Here is a 20,754-nt window from a genome sequence, read left to right as displayed (position 1 = left end):
GTCAGCCGGCCGGGGCCGTCGCGGTGATCAAGTAGTAGTCCAGCAGCCCCGTTTGATACGCCGTCAGATATTGCCGGGGCCACTTGTCGCGCAGCTCTGCCCGCTGCGCCATATAGCGGTCGTACGACTCCCAGACGCCGTCGCCGATCGGTGTCACCGCGATGTCCCGCAGGCCGGCCGCGTCGAACGTCGCGGCCACGTCGTCCACCAGGTGCGTCACGTCCAGCCCGTCGGCGTACGGGGGCAGCAGCTCGGGCAGGACCTGCACCGCGTCCGGGACCCGGGCGAGGAACGTGGCCAGTGCGAAGTGGCCGCCCGGGCGCAGCACCCGCACCGTCTCGCGGGCGAAGCCGGCCATATCGCGGAAGTGCTGGGCGGCCTCGACGGAGTAGACGACGTCGGCGCAGGCGTCCGGCAGCGGCATCCGCTGGGCCGGGCCGAGCACGAACTCCAGCCGGCGGGGGCCGGCGCCGTGGGCGAGCAGCGCGGCGTTGGCCTCCAGGGCGCGGGCGATCTGGTCCGGGTGGGCGTCCAGGCCGATCACGGAGGCGAAGTCGAACTCCCGCAGAGCCAGCGCACAGCCCAGGCCGCGCCCGCAGCCGACCTCCAGGGCGGTGTGGCCGCGCGGCCGGTCGACGGTGTCCAGCACCAGCCGGTAGAGGTCCTGCTCGCTGCGGAGCCGGTCCTCCTCGGTCAGCGGCCGGTCAGCGGGCTCGGGCAGCCAGGCCCAGTAGCCGAAGTTGATGAAGCCGCCGGTGAGCGCGGGGACGGTGCTGAGGTCCTCCGGACCGTAGGTGGCGGCGACCCGGTCGGGCAGGTCCGGCCGGGCTGCGCCGTCCGGGTGGTCCGGGTGCGCGGGCCGGCCGTTTCCGCCGGCCGGGGGCGGCTGCTGGGTCATCGGACGCTCCTCGTCGTTGGCCGTGGAGGAAGGGACCGAGGGGGCGTGGGGCGGGGTCCCGGACGCGGGCGGGTGTCGCGGGGCGGGGGCTGGACGATGCGGACGACACAATTCTCGGTCCTGGAGCGCTCCGGCACCAGGGCACGGAACCGGCCGACGGCGGCGGTGCGGGGCGCCGTGGAGCAGGGCCGGCGGGTGCGAGGGGCCGGGGCGGCCCGCCGCACCCCCTGCCTGCGGTTACAGCGCGGCGGCCGCGGGCTTGACCATGCCGCGCACGGTGCGGGCGTCGACGAAGCTGCCCAGCGCGGTCATCTCCCACTCGCCGGAGTGCCGGCGGATCAGCTTGGCCATCAGCACGCCGGTGCGCGCTTCGGAGTCGGTCAGCTCGAAGCGGACCAGTTCCTCGCCGGTCTGGGCGTCGGTCAGCCGGCAGTACGCCTGGGCGACGTCGGAGAACTTCTGGCCGCTGAAGGAGTTGACGGTGAAGACCAGGCCGGTGACCTGCGGGGGGATTCCGCCGAGGTGCACGGTGATCACCTCGTCGTCGCCGGCGCCGTCCCCGGTGAGGTTGTCGCCGGAGTGCTGGACGGCGCCGTCCAGGATCAGGAGTTTGCCGAAGTAGCAGCTGTCGACCTTGCCGCGGTCCGGGCCGTAGGCGATGACCGAGGCGTCCAGGTCGATGCTCCGGCCGCGCCGGGCGGGCTCCCAGCCCAGGCCCATCCGGACCGCGGTGAGCAGCGGGCGACCGCCCTTGACCAGCGAGACGGTCTCGTTCTTCCGCAGGCTGACCCGGCCCTTGTCGAGGTTGACCTTGCCGGGCGCGGGCGCGGGCGGCGGGGGCACCGGGGCGGGACCCGGCGGCGCCGGCGGCGGGGCGAGCGGAGCGGGGGGACCGGTGGGCGGTGCCCACTGGGCCGGGGGCACGGGCGCCGGGGGCGCCTGGGGGACCGGGGGCGCCGCGGGCATCGGCGGGGCCGGCGGCCCGGGCGCGGGGGCGGGCTCGGCCACGTCCACCCCGAAGTCGGTGGCGATGCCGGCGAGCCCGTTCGCGTACCCCTGGCCGACGGCGCGGACCTTCCAGCCGCCGCCGCGGCGGTAGAGCTCCACGACCACCAGCGCGGTCTCCGGGCCCAGCCGCGGCGGGGTGAAGGTGGCCAGGACGCCGCCGCCGTCCGCGTCGCGGACCGTGCCGGTCGGCTCGGTGCCGGCGAAGGTGGTGCCGGGCGCGTCCAGGCTCGCGGTGACCACGACCTTGTCGATGTCCGGCGGCACCGCGGCGGTGTCCACCGTGATGGTGTCGCCGCCGGGCGCCGCGTGGTGGCTCACGCCGGGCGCGGTGGGCTGGTTGTAGAAGACGAAGTCGTCGTCGGAGCGCACCGAGCCGCCGGCGGTGAGCAGCAGGCCCGACACGTCCAGCCGCGCGGGGGCGGTGACGGTCACCGCCACCCGCGCGGCGGTGAGCGGGAGGTTCGAGCCAGGAGTCATTGCGGTCATGACAGCCCTAACGACCAGGAGGGTGTGCGCGGTTCCGGCGGGTGCCCGGGCGGGTCAGCGCCGCGCCCGGGAGCTGCCGAAGAGCAGCCGGTAGGCGATCAGCAGGACCAGGGACCCGGCCACCGCGGCGATCCACATCGATGGGTCGTAGAAGTCCCGCGGGATCGGGCGGTCCAGGATGCGGGTGGAGAGCCAACCGCCGATGAAGGAGCCGGCGATGCCGATCAGGGTGGTGCCGACCAGGCCGCCCGGGTCCCGCCCGGGCAGCAGGACCTTCGCGATCAGGCCCGTGACCAGACCCAGTACGAGCCAGCTGACGATGCCCATGGTGTGTTACCTCGTTCCGTGTTCCGTGCTGACCTGCCCGAACGCGGTGTACCGGGGTCGGACAGGCGGTGTCTCCCCAAGGACGCGACAGGGCCTGGCGAGGTTCCGTGCTCGGCTGGTTCGCCCCGGTATCGGGGTCAATGAGGCCAGATGGGCGGATTGGTGCAGAAGGTGCCGCCGAGATGGGCGTGGTCGGGGTCGTCCGGGGCGAGTTCCCCCTGGGCGGCGAGCAGGGCCGCGGCGTAGGGCTCGGAATCGTCCTGCGGGTCGTAGCCGAGGGCGCGGGCGGTGGACAGGTCCCACCACAGGCGGGTGTTGGCGGAGGAGGCGTAGGCGACGGTGTGGCCGACGCCCTCGGCGGTGAGCGCGGCGTGCAGCAGCCGGGCGCAGTCCGCCGGGCTCAGCCAGAGGGAGAGCATCCGCACCGTCGTCGGCTCCGGGAAGCAGGAGCCGATGCGCAGCGAGACGGTCTCGATGCCGTGCCGCTCCCAGTAGAGGGCGGCGAGGTCCTCGCCGAAGCACTTGGAGAGGCCGTAGAAGGTGTCGGGGCGGTGCGGGGTGTCGGCCTGGAGGGCGGCGGAGCCGTCCGGGGGGCGCGGGGCGAAGCCGACGGCGTGGTTGGAGGAGGCGAAGACCACCCGGCGCACGCCCGCCTCGCGGGCCGCCTCGTAGAGCCGGTAGGTGCCCTCGATGTTGGCCCGCAGGATCTTCTCGAACGACGACTCCAGGGAGATGCCGGCGAGGTGGACGATGGCGTCGACCCCGTGGACCGCCGCGCGCAGCGCCTCGGCGTCCGCCAACTCCGCGGTGACGGCGTCCGGTTCGCCCTCGACCGGCCGCTGGTCGAAGAGCCGCAGCCGGTAGCCGAGGGGCGGCAGCAGCGTGCGCATCAGAGTGCCGACGCCGCCGGCGGCGCCGGTGAGCAGAACGGTGCGGGGTGCGGTCATGGGCGGTACTCCTCGGGCGGGACGGTGGGGTCGGGTGCGCGATCCGGGTTCAGCTGGCCGGCCACGCTAGGGAGGCCGATCCCGGCCGGTCAAGACGGTTGACGGGGTGCGCGAAAGGGCTTGTGCGGTGGCGGCCGGGGACCCTTGACCCACCCGGGACGGCGGCCCTACCGTGACGCCGTTCAGGCACCTGGACATCGGTCATGCACGTAGATGAGCACGCGCCCGCGTATGCCAAGGAGAGCCCATGACCGCCGCATCCCCTTCCCCGGCCGCCGACGGGCCGCGCCCCCGGCTCGCCGACCGCCTCGACGGACTGCTGTTCTTCCCCGTGACCGCGTACGCCGCCGACGGCGCGCTGGACCTGGACGCCTTCCGGGCCCATGTGCGCGCCGGTGTCGACGCCGGCGCGGGCGCCGTCTTCCCCTGCTGCGGCACCGGCGAGTTCTCCGCGCTCGCCCCCGACGAGTACGCCGCCTGCGTCGCCGTCGCGGTGGACGAGGCCGCCGGCCGGGTCCCGGTGCTCGCCGGCACCGGCTACGGCACCGCGCTCGCCGCCGAGTTCGCCCGCCTCGCGCACACCGCCGGCGCCGACGGACTGCTCGCCCTGCCGCCCTACCTCGTCCGGCCCGACCAGTCCGGCCTGCTCCGCCACTACACCGCACTCGCCGCCGCGACCCCGCTGCCGGTCATGGTCTACCAGCGCGACAACGCCGTCTTCGCCCCGGACACCGTCGCCGCCCTGGCCACCACCCCCGGCATCCTCGGCCTCAAGGACGGCCTGGGCGACCTGGACCTCCTCCAGCGCATCATCAGCGCGGTCCGCACCGAGGCCCCCGGCCGGCCGTTCTGCTACGTCAACGGCCTGCCCACCGCCGAACTCACCGCCCCCGCCTACCGGGGCCTGGGCGTCCGCCTCTACTCCTCCGCCGTCTTCGCCTTCGCCCCCGAGATCGCGTGCGCCTTCCACCGGGCGCTGGCCGCCGGCGACGACGCCACCGTCACCGCGCTGCTGGACGGCTTCTACCGGCCGCTGGTCGAACTGCGCGACCAGGGCAGGGGATACGCCGTCTCGCTGGTCAAGGCGGGCGTGGGGCTGCGCGGCGGGCCGTCCGTCGGCGGGGTGCGGCCGCCGCTGTCCGACCCCGCGCCCGCGCACGTCGCACAGCTGGCCCGCCTCCTCGACCGGGGGCTGGCGCTGGCCGCGGCCGCGCCCGGGAGCGGCGCCTGATGCGTGCCGCCGCCTTCCTCTACCCCTGGGACGTGGTCGGCGACCCGGACGCCCCCGCCCGCCTCGCCGAACTGGGCGTCCAGCAGGTCACGTTGGCCGCCGCCTACCACTCCACCCGCGCCCTCACCCCGCGCCACCCCCGCCACCGCATCGTCACCGCCCGGCACTCCGCGGCCCTCTACCCGCCCGACCCGGACCGCTGGGCCGGCCGCGCCCTGCGCCCGTACGCCCAGGACTGGGTCGCGGACCCGGACCCCTTCGGCACCGCCGCGCGGGCGCTCGCCGCGGTCGGCCTCCAGGTGCACAGCTGGGTCGTGCTGGCCCACAACTCCCGTCTGGGCGCGGACCACCCGTCGTCCGTCGTCCGCAACGCCTACGGCGACCGGTACCCGTGGGCGCCCTGCATCGCCCGCCCCGAGGTGCGCGACTACCTCGTCCGCCTCGCCGCCGAGGCGGCGGTGCGGCCCGGCGCCCGCGGCGTGGAACTGGAGTCCTGCGGGTGGTACGGACTGGCGCATCTGCACGGCCACGACAAGCTCGCGGGGGTGCGGCTGGGCGGCGCGGCGGAGTACCTGATGTCGGTGTGCTGCTGCCGGGTGTGCCTGGACGGCTACGCGGAACTGGGGCTGGACGGCGCGGAGTTGACCGCCGCGGTGCGGCGGGCGCTGGCGCCGGTGTGGGCCGGGGCGGCGGTGCCGGACGGCGGTGGCCGGGCGGGGGAGTGGGCCGCCGTCGAGGAACTGCTGGGCCCGGACGTCGCCGGCGCGGTGCGTGCCTGGCGGGACCGGGCGGCGGGGGAGGTGCAGCGCGCGGTGGTGCGCGCCGTGCGGGACGCCGCGCCGGACGGCTTCCGGGTGCTGCTGCACGCCGACCCCGCCCCGCACCGGTGCGGACCCGACGCCGGGGTGGACCCGGCGGCGGTCTGGACGTTCGCGGACGGGGTGGTGGTGCGCTGCGCCGGGGACGCGGCGGCGCGGGCCGCGGCACTGGGCCCGTTCGCGCCGCGCCCCGCGGGAACGACCGTGGCCGCCAACCTCACCGTGGTCGCCGGGATGGGCGGCGCCCCCGACCGCCTCGCCGCCGACGCCGCGCACGCGGCCGCGCTCGGCGCCGACGAACTGCGGCTCTACCACGCGGGGTTGGCGACCGCGGCGGACCTGGCGGCGGTGCGCGGTGCGCTGCGGGCGCTGAACCGGTCGGCCGGCGGCCGGGCCCAGGGCAGCGGCGCGGACCCGGCCGCCGCGTGCTGACTTCCGGTCAGGTGGGCGAAGACCACGACGTTCCCCAGGTACTCCTGCCGGGCCCGGCTGAAGCCGCCGCCGCAGGTGATCAGGCGGAGTTCGGGCCGGTGGGCCCGGCCGTAGACCTTCTCGTCGGGGAAGTGCCGGCCGTCGTAGACCTCCACCGCGTCGACGGTGAAGACCGCGGTCCGGCCGTCCGCGCGCAGCACCCGCACGGTGTCCCCCTTCGTCAGGGCGCCCAGGCGGTAGAAGACCGCGGGGCCGGCGCGGGTGTCGACATGGCCGGCGATCAGCGCGGTGCCGGTGGCGCCCGGCGGGGTGCCCTCGGCGTACCAGCCCGCCAGATTGCGGTCGCCGGCCGGCGGCGGGGCGAGGCTGCCGTCGGCGGCGAGCGCCAGGCGGGTCAGCGGTGCGTCGATGCGCAGTGACGTCACCGCCACCCGCAGCGGCGCGGCCGCCGGGAGGGGCGGCGCGGCCGGTCGCGCGGTCGGTGCGGCGTCCGGCGGCCGGCCGGTGAACCGCTGCGCGACGGACGGCTGGGGCGGTGCGGTGCCCCGGCTGCCGTCGGCGATCAGCCAGGCCCCGGCGCCGCAGGCGGCGGCGGTGGCGGCGGCCAGCAGCCCGCCGGCCAGCGCCACCCGGTGCCGGCGCCCCGCACCCGCCGGGCCGCGCCGTCCCGCGCCCGCCCGCGCCGGCCGCCCGCCGCCGGGCGGCGGCGGGGGACCGGGTGCTGCGGGGTGCTCGGGGGGCACGGCCGGCCGGGAGCGGGGTCCGGGTCAGTACCGGCCGCCGGCCCCGCGCCGACGGACCAGCCAGACGCCGCCGGCGGCCGCGGCCAGCACCACACCGGCGCCCGCCGCGATCTCGGTGGTGCTCAGGCCGTCCTCGCTGGTGGAGCCCTCACCGGTCTTCATCTTGCCCTTGGGCGGCATGGTGGGGGCCGCGTGCTCCTTGCCCTTCATGCCCGGGCCGCTCTTCTCCATGGGGGCCATGGGGGACGCGCTCGGGCCCATGCCGGGGTGCCCCCTCTCGCTGCTCTTGCCGCCGGGGCTCATGCTCGGGTCGGCGGGCGCGTCGCCCGCGCCGACCCGGACGGTGCCGGCGAGCTGGGTGCCGTCGGCACAGTGGCCGCCGATCCCGTAACTGCCGGGCTTGGTGCCGGACTTGACCGCCACCTTGCCCTCCAGTGCCCCCTTGGCGGTGCCCGGGGCGAAGGCGACCATGCCGCCTCCCAGGGCGGTGGTGTCCACGCTCGCCGAGCGGCTGGCGCCGCACCCCGTGGTGGAGAGGGAGATCGTCGAGCCGGCCGTGGCCGTGCCCGGGGAGACCTCGATGGTGCCGAAGTCGCCGGCGTACGCCGCGGTGGCGGCCAGGCCGAGGGCGGCGGCGGACAGTGCGGCGCCGGTGAGCAGTCGGGTGGAACGCATGGGAACAACCTCCGCGAAGCGCGGATGTGGCACCGGTGCGCCACTGGGGAAGTCGTGGAGTTCCGCGCCTCCTCCCACGAGGTAAGCCCGCCGCGGCCGGGCGGTCCTGCTGGCCTACGGTGATCGGGTGAACGGGCGGGCGGCCCCGCCGGCGGCGGGGCGCGCGGTGTCGGCCGCTGGGGAGCGGCCGGTGCCCGGGCCGGCGGTGCGGGGCACGGGGCCGCGCCGCCGGGCGCCTCACAGGCGCCGGGTGGCCAGTGCCAGCCGGTCCCGGGCGTCGAACAGCGCGTCCTTGATGGCCTGTTCGTGGCCGGGGGTCAGCCGGGCCACCGGCACCGAGCAGCTGATCGCGTCCCGGGCCGGGCTGCGGTAGGGGAGGGCCACGCCGAAGCAGCGCAGGCCCAGGGTGTTCTCCTCGCGGTCCACCGCGAAGCCCCGCGCGCGGACCGTGTGCAGCTCCTCGATGAGCCGCTCGCGGTCGGTGACCGTGTGCGCGGTCAGCGCGGCCAGAGTGGGCGGCAGCATCGCCCGCACCTGGTCGTCGGTGTACGTGGCGAGCAGCGCCTTGCCCAGCGACGTGGAGTGCGCGGGCAGCCGGCGGCCGACCCGGGTGAACGGGCGCAGGTAGTGCTGCGACTGGCGGGTGGCGAGGTAGACCACGTCGACGCCGTCGAGCCGGGCGAGGTGGATGGTCTCGGTGGTGTCGTCGGAGAGCCGGTCCAGGGTGGGGCGGGCGGCGGCCACCACCTCGTCGCCGTCGAGGTAGGAGGTGCCGACCAGCAGGGCGCGGACGCCGATGCCGTAGCGGGTGCCGGTGGCGTCGGTCTCCACCCAGCCGAGGTCGACGAGGGTGCGCAGCAGCATGTAGAGGCTGGACTTGGGGTAGCCGACGGCTTCCTGGACGGAGGCGAGGCTGTGCATGCCGGGACGGCCCGCGAAGTACTCCAGCAACTCCACCGTCCGTACCGCGGACTTGACCTGTGCTCCTCCGCCCTCGGCAGCCGGCATCGCCCTTGACCCCTCTGTTCGGACAGCCCTAGAGTCCCAGGGGCTCCTCACCTGGGACAGCGTTCAGCATAGAGAACGTCGCCCCGTGTGCGGCACGGTTCGCGCGGCCCCCAACTCGCCCGGGAGGAACGCACGGTGACAGCAGCGGGAGCAGCACCGGTGGCAGCACCAGTCTGGAGCCTCGACCCCCGAACCGGGAAGCGCCGGGAGCGGGTCGCCGTGGAGGCCACGGCGGACGCGGTGGACGCCGCGGTGCGCGCCGCCCATACCGCCCGTGGCCCGCTCGCCGACCGCGGCCGGCGGGCCGCCCTGCTGCGCCGCGCCGCCGCCCTCCTCGAAGCCGACGCCGACGGCGTCCTCGCCATCGCCGACGCGGAGACCGCGCTCGGCGCCGCCCGCCTCACCGGCGAACTCGCCCGCACCGCCCATCAGTTGCGGTCCTTCGCGGACCTCGTCGACGAGGGCGCCTTCCTCGACGTCCGGATCGACCACCGCGCCCCGGAGCTCACCCCGCCCCGTCCCGACCTGCGCCGCTACAAGATCCCGCTGGGCGTGGTCGCGGTCTACGCCGCCAGCAACTTCCCGCTCGCCTTCTCCGTCCCCGGCGGCGACACCGCCAGCGCTCTCGCGGCCGGCTGCCCGGTCGTCGTCAAGGCCCACCCGGACCACCCGGCCACCTCCGAGCGGTGCGCCGCCCTGCTGCGCCGGGCCGCCGCCGACACCGGACTGCCGGCGGACACGGTGACCCTGGTGCACGGCTTCCAGGCCGGCCTGGACCTGATCCGCCACCCGCTGGTCGCCGCGGCCGGCTTCACCGGCTCGGTCCGCGGCGGCCGCGCCCTGCACGACGCCGCCGCGGCCCGCCCGCGCCCCATCCCGTTCCACGGCGAACTGGGCAGCCTCAACCCCGTGGTGGTCACCGCGGCCGCGGCCGCCGAGCGCGCCGAGGAGATCGGCACCGGGCTGGCCGGCTCGATGACGCTGGGCACCGGCCAGTTCTGCGTCAAGCCGGGCCTGGTCCTGCTGCCCGACGGCGCGGCCGGCGACCGGCTGCTGGCGGCGCTCACCGCGGCCGCCGGCGCCACCGGGCCGGGCGTGATGCTCGACCACCGGATGCGCGACGGCTACCTCGCCGGCGTCCGCGAGCGTGCCCAACTGCCGGATGTGCAGCTGCCGTTGGCGCCCGTCGTGGAGGCGGAGGGGCACACCGTCGACGCCGCCGTGCTCACCGTTCCCGCCGCCCGCCTGACCGCCGCCGGCCCGCACGACCTCCTGCTGGAGGAGTGCTTCGGACCGGTCACCGTCGTGGCCCGCTACGCCGGCGAGGACGAGGCCGGCGCGGTCCTCGCCCGGATGCCCGGCACCCTCTCCGCCACCCTCCAGCTCGCCGCGGCGGAGAGCGCCGGTACCGACCCCGAGGGCCGCGGCGCCCGGCTGCTCGCCGCGGTCACCCCGCTCGCCGGCCGGGTCGTGGTCGACGGCTGGCCCACCGGCGTCGCGGTCGCCCCCGCCCAGCACCACGGCGGCCCCTACCCGGCCACCACCTCCACCGCCACCTCCGTCGGCGGCACCGCCGTCGAGCGCTGGCTCCGCCCCGTCGTCTACCAGGACACACCGCCCGTCCTCCTCCCGCCCGAGCTGCGCGAGGCGAATCCGCTGGGGCTGCCGCGCCGCGTCGACGACCGGCCCGAGGCGCCGGCCGCACCCCGCACGGCCGCCCCGACGGCGGGGGAGGAGCCCGGCCCGTGACCACCACCGCTCCCCACCCCCACCCCCATCCGCACCCCACCCCGCAGGTCCGCCCCGCCACCGCCGCCGACCTGGAGCCGATCGCCGCCCTGCACACCGCCGCCCGCGCCGCCTACCTCCGCGGCCGGGTGCCGCACGCGCCGTTCGACGCCCGAGCCGAGCACGCCCGCCGGCGCGAGGCCTGGGCCCGCGTCCTGCACGGCGACGGCACCCCGGCGCTCTGCGCCATCCGGTGCGACCGCGTGGTCGGCGCCGCCGCCTACCTCCCGCACACCTCGACGGCGCGCGGGCCCGGCGCCACCGTCACGCTCCACCAACTGCACGTCGATCCGGCCCACTGGGGCACCGGCGTGGGCCGCGCCCTGCACGCGGCCTGCCTGCGCGCCTGGCACACCGCCGGCTTCACCCGGGCCGGCCTCGACGTGCTCTGGCACAACCACCGCGCCCGCACCTTCTACACGCGCCTGGGCTGGTGCCCCGACCCGGACCGCCGTCCGGCCCCCGACGCCACCCACCTCGCGCTCACCCTGACGCTGGCCCCGCCGGCACCCCGGCCGGCTTCCGCCGCGTCATGACCCGCAACCGCCCGGCGGTGCGGCCGTCCACGGGCGGCACCGTCCCCCGCCGCTCCCGCGGCACCGCGAAGCCCGCCGCCCGCAGCGGCCCCCGCGCCACCGGCGCAGCGGACCGGTCCACCTCCGCGCACCGTCCGGGCCCGCCGGAATAACCCCGCCCTCCCGACCGTTACACCCCTCCGTACCCCCGACCGGCCCCCGGTCGGTCCACCCCCGAGGAAAGCAAGCAAGCCCCATGCGCGTCGAAATCTGGTCGGACATCGCCTGCCCCTGGTGCTACATCGGCAAGGCCCGCTTCGAGGCCGGTCTGGCCGCGTTCGCCCAGCGGGCGGACGTCGAGGTGGTCCACCGCTCCTACGAACTGGACCCGCAGGCGCCGGCGGCCACCGACGTCCCGGTCCTCGACATGCTCGCCGCGAAGTACGGCGTCAGCCGCGCGCAGGCGGAGGCGATGGAGGCCCGGGTCGCCGAGGCGGCCGCCGGCGAGGGGCTCGGGTACCGGTCGGACCGGATCCACGGCAACACCTTCGATCTGCACCGGCTGCTCCACCTGGCCAAGGCGCACGGCGTCCAGGACGCGCTGCTCACCGCGCTGTACCGCGCCAACTTCGCCGAGGCCCGGCAGCTGGCCGACCCCGACGTCCTGACCGGCATCGCGGTCGGCGCCGGGCTGCCGGCCGCCGAGGTCGCGCGGGTGCTGGCCGACCCCGACGCCCATGCCGACGACGTCCGCGCCGACGAGCGCGCCGCCGCCGAACTCGGCGCGACCGGCGTCCCCTTCTTCGTCATCGACCGCCACTACGGCGTCTCCGGTGCCCAGCCCGCCGACGTCTTCCGCCAGGCCCTGGAGCGCGCCCACGCCGACTCGGCCGTCCAGGTGCTGGCCGCCGACGACGCGGACGTCTGCGGCGACGGGGGCTGCGCCGTCCCGCAGGACTAGGGGTGTCGTCACCTTCCCGTCTGCCGTCCGGCAGACGGGAAGGTGACGACCGGCAGGCCCCGAGCCGCCGGCCGGAACGGGCCCGCATCCGGGGCGGATTCCCCGTGGACGCGGGGCCGTTGATCGGCCAGAGTGGGGCCCATGCAGCGACACACGGCGTTGGGCGGGGACGAGTTCGCGCCCGAGACGGTCTATCTGAACTCGGCGTCCAGTGGGCTGCTGCCTGCCCGGAGCGCCGCCGCGGTCCGCGCTGCCCTGGAGGAGTCGTTCTCGCACGGGACGATGGGGCGCGACTACTTCGGGCCGGCGGTCCGGGCCCGCGGGGCGTTCGCGCGGCTGATGGGGGTGCCCGAGGAGCGGGTGGCGGTGGGGAGTTCGGTCGCGGTGCAGTCCGCCTTCGTCGCCGCCTCGCTGCCGCCGGGGTCCGAAGTGCTGGTCACCGAGGGGGACTTCAGCTCGCTGGTCAATCCGCTGGCGGCCCGGGCCGGGTGCACGGTGCGGACGGTGCCCTGGGAGGCATTGGCCGACGCGGTCCGGCCGCAGACGGCGCTGGTCGCGGTGAGCGCGGTGCACGCACTCGACGGCAGGATCGCCGATCTGGACGCGGTGCGGGAGGCCGCCCGGGCGCACGGGGCGCGGACGTATCTCGACGTCACCCAGGCCGCGGGGTGGCTGCCGCTGCGGATCGCGGACTTCGACTACGTGGTGTGCGGGGCGTTCAAGTGGCTGCTGTGCCCGCGCGGGACGACGTTCATGGTCTTCGGCGGGGAGCGGGGGGACATCGGCGGCCCCGGCTGGCCGGTGCCGGTGCACGCCGGGTGGGCCGCCGGGGAGGTCCCGGGGGAGTCGAACTACGGGCCGGTCGACCGGCCGGCGGCCACCGCCCGCCGCTACGACGAGCCGCACGCCCACTACAGCTATGTGGCCGCCGAGCACTCCCTCGGACTCCTCGCCGAGATCGGCGTGGCGACCGTCCACGCCCACAACGTCGCACTGGCCGACCAGTACCGCGCCGGCCTGGTGGCGGCCGGGCACACCCCGCGGACCGCGCCCGGGTCGGCGATCGTCTCCGCCCCGGGGCTGGCGGACGCCGAACCGCGGCTGGCCGCGGCCGGGGTGCGGGTCAGCGTCCGCGCCGGACTGCTCCGGGCGGCGTTCCACCTCTACAACTCCTCCGACGACGTGGCCCGGGCGCTGGCGCTGCTGGCTCCGTGACGGTGCGACGACCGGGCGGTTTCCGCGGTGTTTCCGCAGCCCGGGGGCCATGCGGCCCGGGAAACGGCGGCTGATGTAATGGCCAATGATTCAGCTCGTCCGGCGAGTTGATGCCCCGTGACACCCCGCTGAAAGGCCGTCAGTGACCACTGCGTTCGACCCCATAGACCTGGCCGGCATCCCGCTCGCCAACCGCCTCGTCATGGCGCCGATGACCCGCAACCGCGCCTCCGCCGCGGGCGTCCCCACCGACTCGATGGTCGCCTACTACACCCAGCGGGCCTCGGCCGGCCTGATCATCACCGAGGCCGCCCAGACCGAGGTGGTCGGCCGCGGCTACCCGCTCACCCCCGGGCTGCACACCGCCGAGCAGATCGCCGGCTGGCGCCGGGTGACCGACTCCGTGCACGCCGCCGGCGGCCGGATCTTCGCGCAGCTGTGGCACAGCGGCCGGATCGGCCACCCGACCCTGCTGCCCGACGGGCTGGTGCCGGTCGGCCCGTCCGCGGTCAGGGCGGCCGGCCAGGGCTTCACCCAGGACGGCCCCACGGACTTCGTCACCCCGCGCGAGATGACCGGCGAGGAGATCAGCGCGACCATCGAGGGCTTCGCCGCCGCGGCCCGCAACGCCATCGAGGCGGGCTTCGACGGCGTCGAGATCCACGGCGGCAACGGCTATCTGGTCCACCAGTTCCTGGCCCCCAACGCCAATCTGCGCACCGACGAGTGGGGCGGCTCCGACGAGGCCCGCGCACGGTTCGCGATCGAGGTGGTCAAGGCGGTCGCCGACGCGGTCGGCGCGTACCGCACCGGTCTGCGGCTCTCGCCCGGCAACACCTTCAACGACATCGACGAGCCCGCGCCGGAGGCCACCTACACCGCGGTGGTCGAGGCACTCGCCCCGCTGGGCCTGGCCTACCTGCACACCTGCGACGTCCACGACCTGGAGCTGCTGGCCCGGCTGCGCAAGCGGTTCGGCGGGACCTTCCTGCTGAACCCGGTCACCGACGGCCGCCCCACCGGCCTGGAGGAACTGCCGCTGGTCGAGCGGGGCGAGGCCGATCTGCTGGTCTACGGCGCGATGTTCATCGCCAACCCCGACCTGCCCCGCCGACTGGCGGCCGGCGGCCCGTTCAACACCCCCGACCGGGCCGGCTTCTACGGCGGCGACGACAGAGGCTACCTGGACTACCCGGCCCTGGCCGACAACTGACGTAGCGTCAGGTCGCCTCGGCGGAGACGCGACGGCCGCCGCACCGCACCGCAGAGGGTGCCGTGCGGCGGCCGCGATGCGTCTCGCGCCACCGTCGCCGGTGCCCGGGCACCGGCGCGCCGCTACCGGACCGGGACGAACGGGGCGCGCGCCCCGATGTACTCCGGGCGCCGGACCGGGGCCGCGAACGGCTCCACCGCGGTGTTCTCCATGCTGTTGAAGACGATGAAGACGTTGCTGCGCGGATACGGCGTGATGTTGTCGCCGGAGCCGTGCATGGCGTTGCAGTCGAACCAGGTCGCCGAGCCGGCTCTGCCGGTGAACAGGCGGATGCCGTGCCGGTCCGCCATCGTCGTCAGCGCCTGGTCCGACGGCGTGCCCGCGTCCTGCATCTGGAGCGACTTCTTGTAGTTGTCCTTCGGGGTGGCGCCCGCGCAGCCGACGAAGTGCCGGTGCGAGCCGGGCATGATCATCAGGCCGCCGTTGGTGTCGTGGTTCTCGGTCAGCGCGATCGAGACCGACACCGTGCGCATGGCGGGCAGTCCGTCCTCCGCGTGCCAGGTCTCGAAGTCCGAGTGCCAGTAGAAGCCGGAGGCACCGAAACCGGGCTTGACGTTGATCCGCGACTGGTGGACGTAGACGTCCGAGCCGAGGATCTGCCGGGCCCGGCCGACCACCCGCGGATCGGCGACCAGCTGCGCGAACAGCTCGCTGATCCGGTGGATCTCGAAGACCGAGCGGACCGACTGGGACCGCGGTTCGATGATCGAGCGCGGGTCGGCGCGGGTGTCCGGGTCGTGCACCAGCCGGTCCAACTCGGCGCGGTACACCGCGACCTCTTCCGCGGTGAGCAGCTCCGGGATGGCGAAGAAGCCGTCACGTTCGAAGTCGCCCAGGTCGGAGGCGGAGAAGGGCCCCTCCGCTCCGGGCTGCGACCACACCACCGGGTCCTTCCGCGGGGTGATGACCTCGGTGGTCCCACGGGTCGGGTACAGGTCGGCGGTGCGCTCGGGTGCGGTGGTCATGGTGGTGCCTTCCTCTCCTCTCGAACGGAACACCTCGCGGCTCGCGGTGACGACGCGCGGCGGTCCGGATCTGCTCGCCGTTACCTCAGCCCGCCTCGGGCTCCGGCTCGGTGAGCAGCGGGTAGACGCCGTTCTCGTCGTGGTCCTCGCGGCCGGTGACCGGCGGGTTGAAGACGCACAGGCAGCGGAAGTCCTCCTTGATCCGCATGGTGTGCTTCTCGTGCCCGTCCAGCAGGTACATCACGCCGGGCGTGATGGTGTGCTTCTCGCCGGTCTCCTCGTTGGTCAGCTCGGCCACGCCCTCGACGCAGACCACCGCCTCGATGTGGTTGGCGTACCACATCGAGGTCTCGGTGCCGGCGTAGAGGATCGTCTCGTGGAGCGAGAAGCCGACCCGCTCCTTGGCGAGGACGATGCGCTTGCTCTCCCACGTGCCGGTCTTGGCCTTGACGTGGCGGTCGGTGCCTTCGATGTCCTGGAACGAACGGACGATCATGGTGCGTCGGGTGCCTTTCTCTGGAACGGTGTACGGACGCGGGGAGCGGTCAGACGTGGTCGCGGACCGCGCGGGCGAGGGTCCGCAGCCCCTCGTCCAGCTCCTCGGGGGTGGTCGTCAGCGGCGGCAGCAGCTTGACGACCTCGCTCTCCGGGCCGGAGGTCTCGATCAGCAGACCCAGCTCGAAGGCGCGCTTGGCGATCTTGTTGGCGAGGCTCTTGTCGGTGCACTCCAGGCCCCACACCAGTCCGCGGCCGCGGTACTCGACGAAGGTGCCGGGGTGCTCCTCGACCAGGGCCTTCAGATGCGTCTCGACGATCTCGCCGCGGGCCAGCGTCTGCTTCTCCATCTGGCCGTCGGCCCAGTACGTGTCCAGGGCGGCGGCCGCGGTGACGAAGGCCGGGTTGTTGCCGCGGAAGGTGCCGTTGTGCTCGCCCGGCTCCCAGATGTCCAGCTCCGGCTTGAACAGGGTGAGCGACATCGGCAGGCCGTAGCCGCTGATGGACTTGGAGAGCGTGACGATGTCCGGCACGATGCCCGCCTCCTCGAAGGAGAAGAAGGCGCCGGTGCGGCCGCAGCCCATCTGGATGTCGTCGACGATCAGCAGCATGTCCTGGCGCTCGCACAGATCGGCCAGGGCGCGCAGCCACTCGGCGCGGGCGACGTTGATGCCGCCCTCGCCCTGGACGGTCTCCACGATCACCGCCGCGGGCTTGTTCAGGCCGGAGCCCTGGTCCTCCAGCAGCCGCTCGAACCACAGGAAGTCCGGGACCTGGCCGTCGAAGTAGTTGTCGAACGGCATCGGGGTGCCGTGCACCAGCGGGATGCCGGCGCCGGCCCGCTTCATCGAGTTGCCGGTCACCGCGAGCGCGCCCAGCGACATGCCGTGGAAGGCGTTGGTGAAGGAGACGATCGCCTCCCGGCCCTTGACCTTCCGGGCCAACTTCAGTGCGGCCTCGACGGAGTTGGCGCCCGTCGGGCCCGGGAACATGACCTTGTAGGGCAGGTCGCGGGGCCGCAGGACGATGTTCTGGAACGACTCCAGGAAGGCCCGCTTGGCCGTGGTGGACATGTCCAGGCCGTGGGTGATGCCGTCCCGCTCGATGTAGTCGATCAGGGCGCGCTTGAGGACCGGGTTGTTGTGCCCGTAGTTGACCGAGCCGGCACCGGCGAAGAAGTCCAGGTAGGTGTGGCCGTCCTCGTCGGTCAGGCGGCTGCCCTGCGCGCGGTCGAAGATGGTGGGCCAGCCGCGGCAGTAGCTGCGCACCTCCGACTCGACGGTTTCGAAGACGCTCAGATCGGGCTGGGTGATGGTCACAGCATGCTCCTGGGAGATGAGTGCGGGAGGGGGAGAAGTCTGGGGGTGGGCGCCGCGCGCACGACCCGGCTCAGCGGCCGGTGCCGGGCGGCGCCGCGAACGGGCCGATCAGGTGCAGGACTTCGGGTTCGTGGCCCTGTTCGGGGAAGAGCGCCGCGTCGAAGAGGACCTCGTGCGCGACCGGCACCGAGTGCCGTTCGGCGAAGGAGGTGAACAGCGCCTTGGAGGCCGTGTTGTCGGGCGTGATCGTGGTCTCCACGCGACGTACGCCCAGTTCGTCGACGGCACGGGTGGTCAGCCCGTCCAACAGGGCGGCGGCCAGGCCCCGTCCGCGGTGCGCCGCGTCGACGGCTATCTGCCAGACGACGAGGGTGTCCGGGCGGTCCGGGCGCAGGTAGCCGGTGAGGAAGGCGGCCGGTTCGCCTGCCGCGTCGCGGGCGACGACGGAGGTGGCGGCGAAGTCGCGACACCACAGGAGGTAGCTGTAGGACGAGTTCAGGTCCAGCACCTTCGAGTCGCGGGCGATGCGCCAGATCGCGGATCCGTCCTCCGCCCGGGGGGTGTCGAGCCGGTAGCCCTCCGGTATTTCTCTGATTTCGCTTCGGGCACCTGCATGGGCTGCTTGTGCGGCGGTCATGGAATTGAATTTACCCAGGCGAAAAGCAAATTGCATCGCGGGTCCGGGTTACGCGAGAAGCGCGTTCGTGTTATCACGCGGGGGCGCGCGAGCGCGCGAGATGGCTTGGGAATGTCACGATTCGTCACGGAAGTTCGGGGCGAATCGGGCACGCTGTGTAGTCGGTCACAGCTCGATAACGCTCACTGGAGGCGTCTGGATAAGGGGTCTTGACGCTAGCGAAATCTTGGCGTTTGAGAATCGGGAGAGCGGGCATACGGATACGGGAAGCTGTGCTTCTTGGGAATTTGGAATTTGCCGCCGGAAGATGCCGCAGGCAGTTCGCTAAAGGTGCGCGAGAAGGTGTGAGGAGTGCGCACCGTAAGGTATGGCGGAAGTCCGGTAAGACGGGGCGCCGGATACGGCGGGGGGATTTCGTATAACCCTCCGCAAGGCCGTGTGCGGCGGGCCGTCCGCACACCGTGGCCGCCGCCTTTGCCGCCCGCATACAGTGCGGACATGACGTCCATGAGTGAAGGTGCGGTGCTGCACCTCAAGGGGAGGGTCCTCGTCGGGCCGGACGAAGTCCGCGACGAGCTGTGGGTCATCGACGGCCGGGTCACCTTCGAACGGCCGACCCTGGCACGCGATGCCAGGACGGTGACCGGCTGGGTGCTGCCGGGCCTGGTCGACGCCCACTGCCACGTCGGACTGGACGCGCACGGCCCGGTGGACGCCGCGACCAGCGAGAAGCAGGCGCTCACCGACCGTGACGCCGGCACCCTCCTGATCCGGGACGCCGGCTCGCCCTCGGACACCCGCTGGATCGACGACCGCCCCGACCTGCCGCGGATCATCCGCGCCGGCCGCCACATCGCCCGCACCAGGCGCTATATCCGCAACTACGCGCACGAGATCGAGCCGGCGGACCTGGTCGCCTATGTCGCCCGGGAGGCCCGGCGCGGCGACGGCTGGGTCAAGCTCGTCGGCGACTGGATCGACCGCTCGGTCGGCGATCTGGCCGCCTGCTGGCCGCCCGGCGAGGTGGCCGCCGCCATCGCCGAGGCGCACCGGCTCGGCGCCCGGGTCACCGCGCACTGCTTCGCCGAGGAGTCCCTGGCCCCGCTGGTCGAGGCCGGCATCGACTGCATCGAGCACGCCACCGGGCTGACCGAGGACACCATCCCGCTCTTCGCCGAGCGCCAGGTCGCGATCGTCCCCACCCTGGTCAACATCGCGACCTTCCCGCAGCTCGCGGCCGGCGGCGACACCAAGTTCCCCCGCTGGGCCGACCACATGCGGCGGCTGCACGCCCGCCGCTACGACACCGTGCGGGCCGCCTACGACGCCGGCGTCCCGATCTACGCCGGCACCGACGCCGGCGGCTCGCTGCCGCACGGCCTGGTCGCCGACGAGGTCGCCGAGCTGATGAAGGCCGGGCTGCCCGTGGAGGCCGCGCTCTCCGCGACGACCTGGGGCGCCCGGGAGTGGCTCGGCCGCCCGGGGCTCACCGAGGGCGCCCCGGCGGACCTGGTCGTCTACGAGGCCGATCCGCGGGCCGATGTCCGGGTGCTGGCCGCGCCGCGGCTGGTGATGCTGCGCGGGCAGGTCGTCGGCTGAGGCGCAGGGGCCCGAAGGGGGCCGTGCGCGGGCCCGCCGCCCCGGTCGGGCGGGCCCGTGCGCCGGTGCCGCCCACGACGCCAACGGCCGTGCGCCGCTGCGCCGTTGGGTCGAGCGACGGGGCCCGCGCGGGGTTCCGGTCCCGGTCGGAACGGTACGGCCGGGGCGTGCGGTGGCCGTCGTGACGGAGGAGCCGGAAGGAATCGAATAAGGGCACGGAAACCACCCTTTGGTGTGAACTGACCGCACGTGGCTGACCGTTCACCCTCCGTACGGACACGATGTGCGGGTCGAGGCCGTCGGCCCGCGTGATGTCCCCCATTGGCGCGGTCGGCGGCTCCATCTCTCCTGTGGGGGTTCCACACCCGTGTCCGCCAGTCCCACCAGTTCCACCGGCTCCTTCGGCGCGCCCGGACGGCTCGGCGCCGTCCTGGCCGCCGCCGTCCTGACGGCCGGTCCCGCCGTCGCCCTCGCCGCCGCGCCCGCCGCCCACGCCACCGGCAACGACGGCCGCACCCACGGCACTTCGGGGGCGGTGGTGCTGCGCGCCGCCCTGGACGTCGGCCTGCTCGACAAGACCCTGGACGTCCCCGTCCGGGCCGTCCTCGACGAGGTCCACGCCCCGGCCTCGGCCGACCGGACCGCGCTCACCGTCCGCCTGGACGGCATCGACCAGGGCCGACCGGTCAGCCTGCTGCGGGCCGACGCCGCCACCGCCCGCGCCACCGCCGACGGACGGACCGCCGAGGGCCACGCCGACCTCGTCCGGGCCAGGGTCCAGCTGCCCGGCCTCCCGGCGACCCCGCTGGTCGAGGTCCAGCAGGTCACCGCCCGGGCCGTCTGCGCCGCCGGCCGGCGGCCGCGGGCCGAGGCCCAGGTGCTCGGCGACGTCGTGGTGCTGGGCAAGCGGGTCGCGCTGCGCGCGGGCGGGACCACCGAGGTCAAGGTGCCCGGGGTGGGGGAGGTCCGGCTCGATCTGTCGCGGAAGAACAGCGCCTCGAACAGCGCCGCCGCCACCGCGCTCCGACTGGGGGTCTCCGTCAATCCGTTGAAACTCAACGTGGCCCAGGTGCACGGCGAGGTCACGCTCGCCCAGGCCACCTGCACCACCCCGCACGGCACCCCGGACCGGCCCGGTGAGCCCGGCACCCCGTCGCAACCCGGGCACCCCCAGCAGCCCGGCACTGGCGGCCAGACCGGCGGCACCCAGGTGAACTCCACCGCCGGTGGCACCCGTTCGACCGCCGGGCACGACCTCGCCGAGACCGGCAGCAGCTCCGCGACCCCGTATCTCGCCGGTGGCGCGGCCGTGTTGGTCGCCGGCGGCGCCGGGGCGCTGGTCTACGCCCGCCGCCGTCGCAACGCCGCGCCGGACGGGCGCGGCTGACCGGCTCCGTACCCGCCACCGGTGCCG

Annotated in this window: 19 protein-coding genes and 1 pseudogene; 9 read left to right on the top strand and 11 right to left on the bottom strand. The window is 74.8% G+C overall.

Annotated features, from left to right (window positions below; genetic code table 11):
• Nucleotide 1: 1 nt before the first annotated feature.
• The 4 genes from ACIQE0_RS18905 to ACIQE0_RS18890 all read right to left on the bottom strand — a co-directional run bounded on the left by ACIQE0_RS18905 (nucleotide 2) and on the right by ACIQE0_RS18890 (nucleotide 3,666).
• Entirely contained in the window at nucleotides 2-898 is an 897-nt protein-coding gene (locus tag ACIQE0_RS18905) for a methyltransferase domain-containing protein (RefSeq protein ID WP_402333420.1), read from the bottom strand.
• Between the two features lie 237 nt (nucleotides 899-1,135).
• Entirely contained in the window at nucleotides 1,136-2,383 is a 1,248-nt protein-coding gene (locus ACIQE0_RS18900) for a TerD family protein (protein WP_402333417.1), read from the bottom strand.
• Nucleotides 2,384-2,446: 63 nt separating this feature from the next.
• Entirely contained in the window at nucleotides 2,447-2,719 is a 273-nt protein-coding gene (locus ACIQE0_RS18895; protein WP_402333415.1) for a GlsB/YeaQ/YmgE family stress response membrane protein, read from the bottom strand.
• Nucleotides 2,720-2,856: 137 nt separating this feature from the next.
• A complete protein-coding gene (locus ACIQE0_RS18890) occupies nucleotides 2,857-3,666 on the bottom strand; it encodes an NAD-dependent epimerase/dehydratase family protein (RefSeq protein WP_402333412.1) in 810 nt (269 codons plus the stop codon).
• 247 nt (nucleotides 3,667-3,913) lie between these two features.
• Between ACIQE0_RS18890 and ACIQE0_RS18885 the strand changes: the two genes are divergently transcribed.
• Both ACIQE0_RS18885 and ACIQE0_RS18880 read left to right on the top strand, forming a co-directional pair.
• Nucleotides 3,914-4,897: a 5-dehydro-4-deoxyglucarate dehydratase gene (locus ACIQE0_RS18885; RefSeq protein ID WP_402333409.1), complete on the top strand. Its 984-nt coding sequence runs from the start codon at nucleotides 3,914-3,916 to the stop codon at nucleotides 4,895-4,897.
• Nucleotides 4,897-6,147, top strand: coding sequence for a hypothetical protein (locus ACIQE0_RS18880; RefSeq protein WP_402333406.1), 1,251 nt, complete (start codon nucleotides 4,897-4,899; stop codon nucleotides 6,145-6,147). The genes ACIQE0_RS18885 and ACIQE0_RS18880 overlap by 1 nt, the downstream gene beginning before the upstream one ends.
• On the opposite strand, the pseudogene ACIQE0_RS18875 reads toward ACIQE0_RS18880, so the two are convergent.
• The 3 genes and pseudogenes from ACIQE0_RS18875 to ACIQE0_RS18865 all read right to left on the bottom strand — a co-directional run.
• A pseudogene (locus ACIQE0_RS18875) lies at nucleotides 6,144-6,776 on the bottom strand (class F sortase); the annotation flags it as partial. The gene ACIQE0_RS18880 and the pseudogene ACIQE0_RS18875 overlap by 4 nt on opposite strands.
• Nucleotides 6,777-6,914: 138 nt before the next feature.
• Complete coding sequence (locus ACIQE0_RS18870) at nucleotides 6,915-7,565, bottom strand: hypothetical protein (protein ID WP_402333403.1); 651 nt, start codon at nucleotides 7,563-7,565, stop codon at nucleotides 6,915-6,917.
• 237 nt (nucleotides 7,566-7,802) lie between these two features.
• Entirely contained in the window at nucleotides 7,803-8,573 is a 771-nt protein-coding gene (locus ACIQE0_RS18865; RefSeq protein ID WP_366339511.1) for an IclR family transcriptional regulator, read from the bottom strand.
• Nucleotides 8,574-8,732: 159 nt separating this feature from the next.
• Here ACIQE0_RS18865 and ACIQE0_RS18860 point away from each other — a divergent pair, with 159 nt between their 5' ends.
• The 5 genes from ACIQE0_RS18860 (at nucleotide 8,733) to ACIQE0_RS18840 (ending at nucleotide 14,265) form a co-directional block, all read left to right on the top strand.
• Nucleotides 8,733-10,322 (top strand): aldehyde dehydrogenase family protein, encoded by a 1,590-nt coding sequence (locus tag ACIQE0_RS18860; protein ID WP_402333399.1) that lies wholly within the window; start codon nucleotides 8,733-8,735, stop codon nucleotides 10,320-10,322.
• On the top strand, nucleotides 10,319-10,897 hold the full coding sequence (locus ACIQE0_RS18855; protein WP_402333396.1) for a GNAT family N-acetyltransferase: 579 nt from the start codon (nucleotides 10,319-10,321) through the stop codon (nucleotides 10,895-10,897). The genes ACIQE0_RS18860 and ACIQE0_RS18855 overlap by 4 nt, the downstream gene beginning before the upstream one ends.
• Before the next feature lie 235 nt (nucleotides 10,898-11,132).
• The gene (locus ACIQE0_RS18850; RefSeq protein WP_402333393.1) at nucleotides 11,133-11,837 is read left to right on the top strand and encodes a DsbA family oxidoreductase; all 705 of its coding nucleotides are present in this window, start codon (nucleotides 11,133-11,135) and stop codon (nucleotides 11,835-11,837) included.
• Nucleotides 11,838-11,978: 141 nt separating this feature from the next.
• The gene (locus ACIQE0_RS18845; protein WP_366339521.1) at nucleotides 11,979-13,052 is read left to right on the top strand and encodes an aminotransferase class V-fold PLP-dependent enzyme; all 1,074 of its coding nucleotides are present in this window, start codon (nucleotides 11,979-11,981) and stop codon (nucleotides 13,050-13,052) included.
• A gap of 142 nt (nucleotides 13,053-13,194) precedes the next feature.
• Nucleotides 13,195-14,265, top strand: a complete 1,071-nt coding sequence (locus ACIQE0_RS18840; protein ID WP_402333390.1) for an alkene reductase — start codon at nucleotides 13,195-13,197, stop codon at nucleotides 14,263-14,265.
• 122 nt (nucleotides 14,266-14,387) lie between these two features.
• Here the strand turns inward: ACIQE0_RS18840 and thpD are convergent, their stop codons facing one another.
• The 4 genes from thpD to ectA all read right to left on the bottom strand — a co-directional run bounded on the left by thpD (nucleotide 14,388) and on the right by ectA (nucleotide 17,741).
• On the bottom strand, nucleotides 14,388-15,290 hold the full coding sequence (thpD, locus tag ACIQE0_RS18835; RefSeq protein WP_402333387.1) for an ectoine hydroxylase: 903 nt from the start codon (nucleotides 15,288-15,290) through the stop codon (nucleotides 14,388-14,390).
• An 85-nt stretch (nucleotides 15,291-15,375) separates the two neighbouring features.
• A complete protein-coding gene (locus tag ACIQE0_RS18830; protein ID WP_366339527.1) occupies nucleotides 15,376-15,786 on the bottom strand; it encodes an ectoine synthase in 411 nt (136 codons plus the stop codon).
• 49 nt (nucleotides 15,787-15,835) lie between these two features.
• On the bottom strand, nucleotides 15,836-17,104 hold the full coding sequence (gene ectB / locus ACIQE0_RS18825) for a diaminobutyrate--2-oxoglutarate transaminase (RefSeq protein ID WP_366339529.1): 1,269 nt from the start codon (nucleotides 17,102-17,104) through the stop codon (nucleotides 15,836-15,838).
• 70 nt (nucleotides 17,105-17,174) lie between these two features.
• A complete protein-coding gene (gene ectA, locus ACIQE0_RS18820) occupies nucleotides 17,175-17,741 on the bottom strand; it encodes a diaminobutyrate acetyltransferase (protein WP_402333384.1) in 567 nt (188 codons plus the stop codon).
• 507 nt (nucleotides 17,742-18,248) lie between these two features.
• Here ectA and ACIQE0_RS18815 point away from each other — a divergent pair.
• Complete coding sequence (locus ACIQE0_RS18815) at nucleotides 18,249-19,340, top strand: amidohydrolase family protein (RefSeq protein WP_402333768.1); 1,092 nt, start codon at nucleotides 18,249-18,251, stop codon at nucleotides 19,338-19,340.
• Nucleotides 19,341-19,707: 367 nt separating this feature from the next.
• On the top strand, nucleotides 19,708-20,727 hold the full coding sequence (locus ACIQE0_RS18810; protein WP_402333381.1) for an SCO1860 family LAETG-anchored protein: 1,020 nt from the start codon (nucleotides 19,708-19,710) through the stop codon (nucleotides 20,725-20,727).
• Nucleotides 20,728-20,754 lie beyond the last annotated feature (27 nt).

Source organism: Streptomyces sp. NPDC093097, assembly GCF_044754325.1.
Classification (GTDB): Bacteria; Actinomycetota; Actinomycetes; order Streptomycetales; family Streptomycetaceae; genus Streptomyces.
Note: the sequence above shows the minus strand (reverse complement) of the source record. Positions and strands in the feature narration are given on the sequence as shown.